Origin of the sequence: Pseudomonas sp. HS6, from assembly GCF_023375815.1 — a bacterium.
In the GTDB taxonomy this organism is placed as follows: domain Bacteria; phylum Pseudomonadota; class Gammaproteobacteria; order Pseudomonadales; family Pseudomonadaceae; genus Aquipseudomonas.
Map to the genome: position 1 here is coordinate 3983483 of NZ_CP067412.1, position 11954 is coordinate 3995436.

Genomic DNA, 11954 nt, shown 5'->3' on the forward strand with positions numbered 1-11954 from the left:
TTGCGCTAACTGTTTGCGCGCTAAGTAAGTACGAGGCAAATGTACTTCGCTAATATTTAGTGCGCAAGATAAAATTTCGCAAAAAATGAAGGCAAACCACGAAACGGGGCGGTGCAGTGGGCGGAAAGGTTTGATTCAGAGCGGCTGAAGCCGCATTGGCTTCAGCGAAAATAATTTCTTGTGAGAGCTGGTAGGCGTTCTCGAACAGGCGGGGAAGGTGCTGCGGTCAGGCCAGGCTGTCCTGTAAATGACTGCGCAACGCCTGCAATTCCGCTTGCAGGTTTTGCAGTCGCTCCAAAGTGAATCCGCTGGCGCCCAGAATGCAGGGCGGAACACTTCGGGCCTGGTCTTTCAAGGCGCGGCCTTGTGCGGTGAGCTCGACAATGACCACGCGTTCGTCTTCACGGCTCCGTGTTCGGCTGAGCAGCCCTTCACCTTCCAGGCGCTTGAGCAGCGGAGTCAGCGAGCCCGGATCGGTCAGCAGGCGCGTGCTGATTTCTCCGACAGTCAAACCATCCTGCTCCCACAGCACCATCATCGCCAGATATTGCGGATAGGTCAGGCCGAGCGCTTGCAGCAGCGGTTTGTAGACCTTGGTCATCATCAGCGAGGTGGAATGCAGGGCGAAGCAGGCCTGATTGTCGAGCAGCAGCTCTTCGCAGTGGTCGGTGGTGTCGCGGGTGGTGGTCATGTCGGTGCCTTGAACGGTAATGCGTATGAATCTAGCGCTCGAATCTTTAATGCGCCAGACAATTGTGGCCCGTGGTAAATCGGTCAGTGCCGGCCCAGCTCCCGTTGCAGCGCCAGATCCCACGGTGGCACGGGGCTGAAACGGGTCTTGAGGTATTCCAACAGCAGGCGGCTGCGGGAGCTGGCCTGTTGTTCCAGTCGCAGCGCATAGATGCCGGTGCTCTCCGGTTTTGGCAGGCCGTTTTCACAGAACAGCGGTAGCAACTCGCCTCGCAGCAAGTATTCGCTGGCCAGCCAGGTCGGCAGGTGGGCGATGCCCAGTCCGGCGAGCGCGCCACACACCAATGCTTCAGCGTTGTTAGCGCTCATGCGCACCCGCGCCGGGCGGTGCAACTGCATCTGCCCGTCCTGTTCGAATCGCCAGGCGAAGGGTGGGGCGAGGCCGTCCCAATCGAGACCGTCATGTTCGCCCAATTGAGCGGGCTCGCTCGGCACGCCCCGACGCTTGAGGTAGTCGGGACTGGCGCAGGCAATGCGCACCATGCTCGCCAGCGGCGTGGCGACCAGTCGGGTGTCGGCCATTTGCCCGGCACGCAGCACCAGATCGACCTTGCCCAGGTTCGAGCCGTCCATGTCGACGAAGCTGTCGATCAGATGCAACTGTACATCCAGCCCCGGATATAGCATCAGAAAGTCGGCAATCACCGGTGCCAGATGCCGACGCCCGAACGCTGCCGGCGCATCCACCCGGATCAAGCCTTCCGGCGCGCTGCTCAGGGATACGGCTTCAGCGCGGGCCAGTTGCAGTTCCGCAACGATCCGTCGCGCCCGTTCGGCAAACGCCAGACCGGCCGGCGTGGCGCGCACCGCGTGAGTGTTGCGGACGAACAACTGGCTGCCGACAGCGCTCTCCAGACTGTCGATGCGCCGTGCAACGGCCGATGGCGTCAGCGGGTGTCGGCGTGAGGCGGCAGAGAAGCTGCCGCTTTCCAGCACATCGAGGAACAAACCGAGTTGTTCGGTCAATTGATTGGGGTTCATGAATCAATTCAGTGCCTATGCGGATTTGGCACAGCCATTGTGCGTTGCTGTGCGTTTCCGTGCCAGTGCCGACTGCGTAGGATGAATTGCCTGACGTATGAGGAATTTTGCTGTGATCGAGTTTTTGCTTTACCTGTTGTTCGGCGCCGCCCTTGGCACGTTAGGTGGGATATTCGGCATCGGCGGCGGCTTGATCGCCATTCCGCTGTTGGGCGTGTGGTTCGGGCTCGATCAGCAGATCGCCCAAGGCACGGCGCTGGTGATGGTGGTGCCGAACGTGATGCTGGCGCTGTGGCGTTATCACCAGCGCAATCGCATCGAACTCAGGCACGCGTTGCCGCTGGCAGTGATGGGGTTCTGCTTTGCGTGGATCGGCTCGATCTGGGCCGTGGGCATTGATGCGCAAACCATGCGCATCGGTTTTGTCGCGTTCCTCGTGGCGTTGTCGGCGTACAACCTGGTGCGCATGTTCGGCGCGCGTCCGGCAGCGACTTCCGAGATGCGCTATTCATGGCCTTGGCTGGGCGTGCTGGGCGCGGCGTCTGGCACCATGGGCGGCTTGTTCGGTGTCGGCGGAGCGGTGGTGGCGACCCCGGTGCTGACCAGCCTGTTCGGCACCACTCAAGTGGTCGCCCAAGGTTTGTCGCTGGCGCTGGCATTGCCGAGCACCGGTGTCACGCTGGTGACGTACGCGGTGCACCACGAGGTGGACTGGATGATCGGCCTGCCGCTGGCCATCGGCGGCCTGGCCAGCATCAGTTGGGGCGTGAAAGTGGCCCACGCGATGCCGGAAAAACTCCTGCGTGGGCTGTTCTGCGGGTTCCTGGTGCTGTGCGCGGTGATGCTCGCCTTTAAAGTTTGAAGCCTTCGACGATGTGCTCGGCCAGGCATTCGGTGATCGGCGATGGATTGTTCAGGTTGCGGATCAGCATGATGCTGGCCTCGGGCAACAGCGGCAGATCTTCGGCGGCACCGAGAATGCGCAGGTCCGGGGTGATCAGGCTTTCCAGTTGCGCGGTGATCGCCAGACCGGCGCTCACCACCGCCATCAGCGCCGACAGGCTGGTGCTGTTGTAGGCAATCCGGTATTCGCGGCCCATGGCGTCCAGCGCATTGCAGGCCCACAGGCGGCAGAAACAATCACTGTTGAACATCGCCAGTGGCAACGGGGTCTGCTCGTGGGCGCTGAAATTCTGCGCTTCGGCCCAGACGAAACGCTCCTTGCGCAGCAGTTGGCCAATTTCGTTGCCCGGTTCGCGGGTGACGATCGACAGATCCAGATCCGTGCGTTGCAGCAGTTGTTTGGTCGACTCGCAATGCACTTCAATCTGGATCAGCGGATAGAACTGGGCGAAGCGCGACAGGATCCCCGGCAGAAACCGCATCACGTAATCGTCCGGCGTACCGATTCGCACCGTGCCGACCATGTGCGGTTCGCGCAGGGTGTTGAACACTTCGCTGTGCAATTTCAGGATGCGCCGCGCGTAGCCGAGCAACACCTGGCCTTCAGCAGTGAGGCGCACCTGGCGCCCGTCGCGCTCGAATAACTGGCGCTGCAACACGTCCTCTTCCAGACGCTTCATCTGCATGCTCACTGCCGACTGAGTGCGGTTGACCATTTCGCCGGCACGGGTGAAACCGCCCTGATCGGCAATCGCGACAAAGGTGCGCAGGACATCGGTATCGATACTGGGATACGCCGACAATTGATGAATCTCCGTGATTCATGCCATCAGAAACATTCGTTGGATTGATCGTAGCCCCAGCGCGAGACTTGAGCCATCCCTAAAGGAGGGCAACACGATGAAAGGTCAAAAACTGTATGTGAGCGATGAAAGAATGCCGGTCCATCTGATTTCCGATCTGCTGCACAAGTTTAGCCGCTGGTACGAACTTCACCGCGAACGCGAGTTGCTTGCCAGTCTGAGCGACGAAGCGCTGAAGGACATCGGGGTCAGCCGTGCCGATGTCGAACACGAGTCGGTGCGGCCGTTTTGGGACGATCCGATGCATAAATGATGAGGCCATCGCTACACAAACCCCTTTGTAGTGAGGTAGGTTGCGAGCAGACATGGAGGTACACATGCCCGCGACTCTGTCCTTTTCCCTTAAACAGGCTCGACGTCTGGCACTGGCTGCCCAAGGGTTTCACGGGCGCCAGCCGCCGGCTGTCAAGGCGATGCACGTCAACCGGCTGATCGAACGCCTCGGTCTGTTGCAGATCGACTCCGTCAATGCGGTGGTGCGCTCGCACTACTTGCCGCTGTTTTCCCGTCTCGGTTCCTATTCTGCTGACTTGCTCGACCAGGCTGCCTGGAGTTCGGGGCGACGTCGTTCGCTGTTCGAATACTGGGGCCATGAAGCCTCGTTGCTGCCGCTGTCGATGTACCCGTTGATGGGCTGGCGGATGCAGCGGGCCAAGCGCGGTGAAGACATTTATCAGCAACTGGCGCGTTTCGGCCGTGAGCAACAGGACACCATCCGCCGGGTGCTGGCGTCGGTCGAAGAGCAGGGCGCATTGGGTGCCGGCAGTCTGTCGACTCGTGAGGAAAAGGCCGGCCCCTGGTGGGACTGGAGCGCGGAAAAACATGCGCTGGAATGGTTGTTTGCGGCTGGCGAAGTGACCGTGGCCGGGCGGCGCGGCTTCGAAAGGCTGTATGACCTGCCGGAGCGAGTGATTCCGGCGTCCGTGCTGCAACTGCCATTGCCCGATGAGGCCGAGGCGCAGCGCGGTTTGCTGCTGCACGCGGCTGAGGCGTTGGGCGTAGGCACGGAAAAAGACCTGCGCGATTACTTCCGCCTGAACCCTTCCGATGCACGCCCGCGACTGGCGGAGCTGGTCGAGGCCGGTCAGTTGCTGACCTGCGAAGTCGCTGGTTGGCGCCAGATCGCCTACTGCCTGCCCGAACCGAAAGTCCCGCGCAAAGTCGAGGCTAGCGCATTGCTGTCGCCGTTCGATTCGCTGATCTGGGAGCGTAGTCGTACCGAACGGCTGTTCGATTTCCGCTATCGGCTGGAAATTTATACGCCGCAAGATAAACGCGTTTACGGCTATTACGTGCTGCCGTTCCTGCACAACGAACGGATTGCTGCGCGAGTTGACCTGCGCGCCGAGCGGGCGGCGGGGCGATTGGCAGTGCATGCGGTACACGAGGAAGAAACCGGACTGGATGACGCGGGAATGCTGGCGCTGGCGTTGAACCTGCGGCGCATGGCGGACTGGTTGGAGCTTGAGCACGTGCAGCTCAATTGTCAGCGGGAAAGTGCGGGTCGGCTCCGGATGGCTATGGTTCAGATTGGCTGCGACTGAACCGGCCTCATCGCTGGCAAGCCAGCTCCCACAGTGACCGAGTCGTTCACAAACTAAATGTACGACATCGATCCTGTGGGAGTCGGGCTTGCCCGCGATGAGGCCCGATCAAACAATGAAGGTTTCCGAACTCAGCGCCGAACCTGTTTAAGGGTTTCAGCAATCAAGAACGCCAGTTCCAGCGACTGATCAGCATTCATTCGCGGGTCGCAATGGGTGTGATAGCGATCCGACAAACCGTCCTCAGTGATCGGCCGTGCGCCGCCGATGCATTCGGTGACGTTCTGCCCGGTCATTTCGATGTGGATGCCACCGGCGTAGCTGCCTTCCGCTTCGTGAACCTGGAAGAACTGCTTAACCTCGCCAAGGATCTGCGCGAAATCGCGCGTCTTGTAGCCGCTGCTGGCCTTGATGGTGTTGCCGTGCATCGGGTCGGAGCTCCACAGCACTTGCTTGCCTTCACGCTGCACCGCGCGGATCAGTGCCGGCAGATGATCACCAACCTTGTTCGCGCCCATCCGCGCAATCAGGTTGAGGCGGCCTGGATCGTTGTCCGGGTTGAGCACGTCGATCAAACGAATCAGGTCATCCGGATTCATGCTCGGGCCGACTTTTACACCGATCGGGTTGTTCACCCCGCGCAGGAACTCGACGTGGGCGCCGTCGAGCTGACGGGTACGGTCGCCGATCCACAGCATGTGCGCCGAGCAATCGTAGTAATCGTTGGTCAAGCTGTCGCGGCGCACGAAGGCTTCTTCGTAGTTCAACAGCAGCGCTTCGTGGGCGGTGAAGAAACTGGTCTCGCGCAGTTGCGGCGAGCTGTCCATACCGCAGGCACGCATGAACGCCAAGGTTTCATCGATGCGGTCGGCGAGGTGGCTGTACTTCTCCGCCAGCGCCGAATTGGCGATGAAATCGAGGTTCCACTTGTGCACCTGATGCAGGTCGGCAAAACCGCCCTGGGCGAAGGCGCGCAGCAGGTTGAGGGTCGCCGTGGACTGGTGATAGGACTGCAGCAGACGCTCCGGATCCGGTACGCGGCTCTTTTCGTCGAAACCGATGCCATTGACGATATCGCCTCGGTAGGCCGGCAGGGTCACGCCGTCGATGGTTTCGTCGTTGGCCGAGCGCGGCTTGGCGAACTGGCCGGCCATGCGCCCGACTTTCACCACCGGGCAACCGGCGGCGAAGGTCATGACGATCGCCATTTGCAGCAGCACTTTGAAAGTGTCACGGATCTTCGCGGCGGAGAACTCGGCGAAGCTTTCCGCGCAATCGCCGCCCTGCAGCAGGAAGGCCCGGCCCTGGGTGACTTCGGCAAACTGACGACGCAACTCCCGCGCTTCACCGGCAAACACCAGCGGCGGATAGCTGGCCAGCGTCTGCTCGACCTGGCGCAGGTGCGCGGCGTCGGGGTATTGAGGTTGTTGCTGGATCGGCAAGGCGCGCCAGCTGTCAGGGCTCCAGGGTTGGCTCATCACGGTCTCTAAGGTTCTACGCACGGACGGCCATGTTAGCAGCAATTAGTGCGTGACCTGCTCCCGTCGCTTCGCCGACAATCGCCGCTTTGCCACGGCGCCAGAGCGGTGCCATCGCGTCACCGCGCCCGGTGACCAACAGGAGACGAAATGACTGAGGAGCGCGTCGAGCTGTTGCTCGCCGAGGTACAGGATGAGTTCGGCGTGATTCGCGTGCTGGAAGTGGCCGACTACCGCTTTCTGGAGTTCGGCGATGCCATCGAGCAAAGCTGTGTGTTTACCGCCGACCCGAGTTGGCTGGAGTACGACTACACCCGGGCGATGCTGATTGGCGCGTTGTGCCATGAACAACCGGAGAGCGCTCTGTTTCTCGGGCTTGGTGCTGGCACGCTGACCCAGGCCTGCCTCAAGTTCCTGCCGCTGGAAGATGTTGAAGCCATCGAGTTGCGTCCGGACGTGCCGCGTCTGGCCATCGAGTACCTTGGGTTGGATGACGATCCAAGGCTGTATATCCGCGTTGGCGATGCAATCGAACTGCTGCCGACGGCCGAGCCGGCGGATCTGATTTTCGTCGACCTCTACACCGATGTCGGCCCGGGTGCCGCACACCTTGCGTGGAATTTCCTCGGTGACTGTCAGAAACGTCTGAATCCCGGCGGCTGGCTGGTGATCAACCAGTGGGCCACCGATGACGGCAAACCGTTGGGGGCGGCGCTGTTGCGCGGGCTCTATCACCGGCATTACTGGGAACTGCCGGTGAAGGAAGGCAACGTGATTCTGATCGTGCCGGCGGATCTCGATCAGGTACTGGACATGCAGGCACTCACCGCCCGGGCTGAAGCGCTGGCACCGAAGCTGGGTTATTCATTGCAGTCTTTGATCAAGGCTATTCGCCCGGCCACTTGAGCCTCAAATGCCCTTGAAGACCCCCGGCCTGCGCTCCACCAGCGAGCGAACACCCTCTTTGGCATCATCACTGGCCAGCAATTTCTTCACCAGCGGCGGCAAACTCTGTGCCGCTGCGGTCTCGCCTTCGTAGCGCGCCTGACGTGCCGACATCAGCGTCGCCTGCACGCCAAGCGGCGCCTGTCGGGCGATCCGTTCGGCCAACTCGATGGCGCGTGGCAGCAAGTCTTCGCTGGCCATGACTTCCTGCACCAGACCCAGGCGCAGCGCATCATGGGCGTCGAATTCGTCGCCGGTCAGCAGCCAGCGCATGGCATTGCCCCAGCCGGCGACTTGATGAAAGCGCAGCGTCGCACCGCCGAAAGGAAAGATCCCGCGCTGCACTTCCATCTGGGCGAACCGGGTATTGCTGGCGCACAGGTTGATGTCCGCAGCGAGCATCAACTCGATGCCGATGGTCAGGCAATAACCCTGCGCGGCAACGATCACCGGTTTGCTGACCCGTGGCCCGACGAACACGCCCCACGGATCGCAACCACCGGTCGGCACCTGCCAGCCTTCGGCGAGGGCGGAACTGGCGTTGACCAGATCGAGCCCGGCGGTGAAATGCTCGCCATGCCCGAACACCACGGCCACCCGTGCTTCGCTGTCGGCCTCGAATTCACCATAGGCCAGGGCCAGGTCATTGAGCAGATCCAGATCGAAAGCGTTGCGCTTGGCGGCTCGGTCCAGTCCGATCAATTGGACGTGACCGTGGCGCGCACGGCTGACGCGGCCGGGGCAGGGCTGATTCATGGGTGTTTCCTCGGGCGGGAAGAAAGGGTGCAGCGACCAGATGCCGCACATCGGTGAATCGTTTAAGCGCCATCGCCAGCAGGGCCGGGGTCTTTGAAAAATAGACCTTTGCCCGATTATCCGCAAAACCCCGTTACACAGCGGTGACAACTGTATTTCACCGATAAAAAAAGCTCCCTTTTCGGGCAAATTCCGGTATAGTGCGCGCCGGCCTTTAACCGGGCCGCGTTTAGGTAGCGCAATTCCCCGAAGTCAGCTTCGGCTGCACGTCCGCACTGCGGGCTCTTCCTTGACGATTCTTTTTCATTCATTCGTTTTCGCAAATCCCCGCCGACAAAGCTGCCAGGGCGACTCTTGAGTCTCAACACGGCATGTGCAGCTTTGGAGCATGGGTCTTTGCGGATGCACTTAGAGGCAGACCCATGACCCAGGAAATCGGCGGCTTCGCCGCTCTTGAACTTCATCCCAATATTGTCGCTGCAGTAGTCGCTACCGGCTATGAAGAGCCTTCGGCCATTCAGCAGCAGTCGATCCCGATCATCCTCGCCGGTCACGATATGATTGGTCAGGCGCAAACCGGTACCGGTAAAACCGCTGCCTTTGCCCTGCCTATCCTGCACCGCATTGATCCGTCCAAGCGCGAGCCGCAAGCTCTGATCCTGGCCCCAACTCGTGAGTTGGCGCTACAAGTTGCAACCGCTTTCGAAACCTACGCCAAGCAAATGCCGGGCGTAACTGTTGTGGCTGTCTACGGCGGCGCGCCGATGGGCCCACAATTGAAAGCAATCCGTAATGGCGCACAGATCGTTGTCGCCACTCCGGGCCGTCTGTGCGACCACCTGCGTCGCGACGAAAAAGTACTGCAGACCGTGAACCACCTGGTTCTCGACGAAGCAGACGAAATGCTCAAACTGGGCTTCATGGACGACCTCGAAGTTATCTTCAAGGCCATGCCGGAAACCCGTCAGACCGTATTGTTCTCGGCGACCCTGCCGCAATCGATCCGTGCCATCGCCGAGCGTCACCTGCGCGATCCAAAGCACGTGAAGATCCAGAGCAAGACTCAGACCGTTACCGCGATCGAACAGGCTCACCTGTTGGTTCACGCTGACCAGAAGACCTCTGCCGTTCTCAGCTTGCTGGAAGTGGAAGATTTCGACGCTCTGATCATGTTCGTGCGCACCAAGCAAGCGACCCTGGATCTGGCCAGCGCCCTCGACGCCAAAGGCTACAAAGCCGCAGCGTTGAACGGCGACATCGCCCAGAACCAGCGTGAGCGCGTCATCGACTCGCTCAAAGATGGCCGTCTGGACATCGTTGTAGCGACCGACGTTGCCGCTCGTGGTCTGGACGTACCGCGTATCACCCACGTGTTCAACGTGGACATGCCATACGATCCGGAATCCTACGTGCACCGTATCGGCCGTACCGGCCGTGCCGGTCGCGAAGGCCGCGCGCTGCTGCTGGTGACTCCACGTGAGCGCCGCATGCTGCAAGTGATCGAGCGTGTAACCGGTCAGAAAGTTGCCGAAGTGCGTCTGCCGGACGCCCAGGCCGTTCTCGATGCCCGCATCAAGAAACTGACCAACAGCCTGTCGCCGCTGGTGGCTGACGCCGAATCGACTCACGGTGATCTGCTGGATCGCCTGACCGCCGACATCGGTTGCACCCCGCGTGCCCTGGCTGCAGCTCTGCTGCGCAAGGCTACCAATGGTCAAGCGTTGAACCTGGCCGCTATCGAGAAGGAACGTCCACTGGTGCCGAACAACGCACCGCGTGGCGATCGTCCAGAGCGTACCGGTGACCGTCCTGATCGTGGTGACCGCGAGCGTCGCGCTCCGATGCCGCTGGGCGAAGGCCGTGCCCGTTGCCGTACCGCGCTGGGCGCGCGTGACGGTATCGCGGCGAAAAACCTGCTGGGCGCCATCCTTAACGAAGGTGGTCTGGCACGTGAAGCGATCGGTCGCATCCAGGTGCGTGACAGCTTCAGCCTCGTCGAGCTGCCGGAAGATGGTCTGGATAAACTCCTGACCAAACTGAAGGACACTCGCGTTGCGGGCAAGCAGTTGAAGCTGCGTCGCTACCGCGAAGATTGATCCGCCCTTGGGCTGATTGATCGAACATAAAAAAATCCCCGACTGGTTCGGGGATTTTTTTTGCCTGCGATTTGAGGTCGGAAAGAACTCTTCAGCCGAAGCGGTAGATGTCCATGCCCAGTGCGCCCATGGTGAACCCTTGGTGCGCAATGCTGAAATCACCGCCGGCGCCGCGGGCGAAGTACAGCGGTAACAGATGCTCGTCGCTCGGATGGCTGCGCACGGCGTTCGGCGCTTGCTGGCGGTAATCGTGCAAGGCGGCTTCATCATTGGCTGCCAGCTTGTCGATTATCCAGTCACGGAAGTCCCGGGCCCACGGCTCGACGCTTTCCGGGCCGGCATGCCAGTCCAGTTCGCGCAGGTTGTGGGTGATGCTGCCGGAGCCGATCAACAGAATGCCCTGATCGCGCAGACTGGCCAGCGCCTGGCCAACGCGGGTCTGCAACGCCGGACCGCCACGGCTGGGCAGGGAGACCTGTACCACCGGGATGTCCGCTTGCGGATACATCAGCGACAGCGGCACCCACACGCCATGGTCGAACGGACGTTGCGGGTCGAGGCGCGCGGGCAGGTTGTTGGCGGTCAGCAGTTCGGCGACCTCTTGCGCCAATTGCGGATTGCCCGGTGCCGGGTACTGCACTTCAAACAGTGCACGGGGAAATCCGCCGAAATCGTGCCAGGTTTCCGGTTGCGGATGGCTGCTGACCAGCAGTTCATGGCTTTCCCAGTGAGCGGAAACGATGACGATGGCTTTAGGACGCGGCAGCACGGCGGCCAGACGCGCCAGGGCCGGGCCACTGGCACCGGGTTCCAGCGCGAGCATGGGCGAGCCGTGAGAGATAAACAGGCTGGGAAACATGGAAGGGTTCCTGAGCGTTAAGATGCTTCATCTTCAGTCAGTTCATTGATCTAATTCCAATATAAGTTTTAACGCTTTTTGATCGAATTCTTAGGAGGAAACATGCAGCCGGAGTTTTGGCACAAGAAGTGGGAATCGAACCAGATCGGCTTTCATCAGCCGGAGGTGAACCCGTATTTGCAGCGTCACTGGCCTGATCTGGCCATCCCGGCGCAGGCGCGTGTGCTGGTGCCGTTGTGCGGTAAAAGCCTGGATCTGCTGTGGCTGGCCGGGCGTGGGCATCGGGTTCTCGGCGTCGAACTGTCGCACAGGGCTGTCGAAGACTTCTTCCGTGAGCAGCAATTGCAGCCGCAGATCAGCGAGGAGGGCGGCTTCAAGGTTTATCGGGCCGGGGCGATCGAGTTGTGGTGCGGGGATTTCTTCGCCTTGTCCGCGAGCGATGTGGCCGATTGCACGGCACTGTATGACCGCGCGGCGGTGATTGCCTTGCCGGCACCGATGCGTGAGCGCTACGCGGCGCACTTGCAGAATATCTTGCCGGCGGGTGTCCGCGGTTTGCTGATCACGCTGGATTATGATCAGGCGCAAATGCCGGGGCCGCCGTTTGCGGTTGAAGATGCCGAGATGCATCGACTGTTCGGTGGCGACTGGCAGATACAGGCGCTGGAAGAAGAGGACGTGTTGAGCGAAAGCGGGAAGTTCCTGCAGGCGGGAGTGACGCGCCTGCAAGAGCGGGTTTACCGGCTGAATGGCCAGTAAGCAGGCACAAAAAAGGCCCG

12 protein-coding genes are annotated in these 11954 nt (G+C 60.9%); 6 read left to right on the forward strand and 6 right to left on the reverse strand.

Annotated elements, in window-relative coordinates; genetic code table 11:
• Positions 1–226: 226 nt before the first annotated feature.
• Positions 227–691, reverse strand: coding sequence for a MarR family winged helix-turn-helix transcriptional regulator (locus tag JJN09_RS17990; protein ID WP_249482897.1), 465 nt, complete (start codon positions 689–691; stop codon positions 227–229).
• Positions 692–774: 83 nt separating this feature from the next.
• Positions 775–1731, reverse strand: a complete 957-nt coding sequence (locus tag JJN09_RS17995; protein ID WP_249482898.1) for a LysR family transcriptional regulator — start codon at positions 1729–1731, stop codon at positions 775–777.
• Positions 1732–1843: 112 nt separating this feature from the next.
• On the opposite strand from JJN09_RS17995, the gene JJN09_RS18000 reads away from it, so the two are divergent.
• Positions 1844–2593, forward strand: a complete 750-nt coding sequence (locus JJN09_RS18000) for a sulfite exporter TauE/SafE family protein (protein ID WP_085744971.1) — start codon at positions 1844–1846, stop codon at positions 2591–2593.
• On the opposite strand, the gene JJN09_RS18005 is transcribed toward JJN09_RS18000, so the two are convergent.
• Positions 2583–3437 carry a LysR substrate-binding domain-containing protein gene (locus JJN09_RS18005; protein WP_007955701.1) on the reverse strand — a complete coding sequence of 285 codons (855 nt, stop codon included), beginning with the start codon at positions 3435–3437 and terminating at the stop codon, positions 2583–2585. The genes JJN09_RS18000 and JJN09_RS18005 overlap by 11 nt on opposite strands.
• Positions 3438–3534: 97 nt before the next feature.
• Here JJN09_RS18005 and JJN09_RS18010 point away from each other — a divergent pair, with 97 nt between their 5' ends.
• Together JJN09_RS18010 and JJN09_RS18015 are read left to right on the forward strand one after the other, a co-directional pair.
• Positions 3535–3750: a DUF1127 domain-containing protein gene (locus JJN09_RS18010; RefSeq protein WP_249482899.1), complete on the forward strand. Its 216-nt coding sequence runs from the start codon at positions 3535–3537 to the stop codon at positions 3748–3750.
• A gap of 64 nt (positions 3751–3814) precedes the next feature.
• Positions 3815–5041, forward strand: a complete 1227-nt coding sequence (locus JJN09_RS18015) for a winged helix-turn-helix domain-containing protein (protein WP_249482900.1) — start codon at positions 3815–3817, stop codon at positions 5039–5041.
• A gap of 131 nt (positions 5042–5172) precedes the next feature.
• Here the strand turns inward: JJN09_RS18015 and JJN09_RS18020 are convergent, their stop codons facing one another.
• The gene (locus JJN09_RS18020) at positions 5173–6519 is read right to left on the reverse strand and encodes a class II 3-deoxy-7-phosphoheptulonate synthase (RefSeq protein WP_003226774.1); all 1347 of its coding nucleotides are present in this window, start codon (positions 6517–6519) and stop codon (positions 5173–5175) included.
• A gap of 150 nt (positions 6520–6669) precedes the next feature.
• Between JJN09_RS18020 and JJN09_RS18025 the strand changes: the two genes are divergently transcribed.
• A complete protein-coding gene (locus JJN09_RS18025) occupies positions 6670–7425 on the forward strand; it encodes a spermidine synthase (protein WP_096821076.1) in 756 nt (251 codons plus the stop codon).
• A 3-nt stretch (positions 7426–7428) separates the two neighbouring features.
• Here the strand turns inward: JJN09_RS18025 and JJN09_RS18030 are convergent, their stop codons facing one another.
• The gene (locus JJN09_RS18030) at positions 7429–8220 is read right to left on the reverse strand and encodes a crotonase/enoyl-CoA hydratase family protein (RefSeq protein ID WP_249482901.1); all 792 of its coding nucleotides are present in this window, start codon (positions 8218–8220) and stop codon (positions 7429–7431) included.
• A 422-nt stretch (positions 8221–8642) separates the two neighbouring features.
• Between JJN09_RS18030 and JJN09_RS18035 the strand changes: the two genes are divergently transcribed.
• Positions 8643–10316 (forward strand): DEAD/DEAH box helicase, encoded by a 1674-nt coding sequence (locus JJN09_RS18035; protein ID WP_249482902.1) that lies wholly within the window; start codon positions 8643–8645, stop codon positions 10314–10316.
• A 91-nt stretch (positions 10317–10407) separates the two neighbouring features.
• Here the strand turns inward: JJN09_RS18035 and JJN09_RS18040 are convergent, their stop codons facing one another.
• Positions 10408–11175, reverse strand: a complete 768-nt coding sequence (locus JJN09_RS18040) for a class III extradiol ring-cleavage dioxygenase (RefSeq protein ID WP_249482903.1) — start codon at positions 11173–11175, stop codon at positions 10408–10410.
• A gap of 102 nt (positions 11176–11277) precedes the next feature.
• On the opposite strand from JJN09_RS18040, the gene JJN09_RS18045 reads away from it, so the two are divergent.
• Positions 11278–11934, forward strand: a complete 657-nt coding sequence (locus JJN09_RS18045; protein ID WP_249482904.1) for a thiopurine S-methyltransferase — start codon at positions 11278–11280, stop codon at positions 11932–11934.
• Positions 11935–11954: the final 20 nt, after the last annotated feature.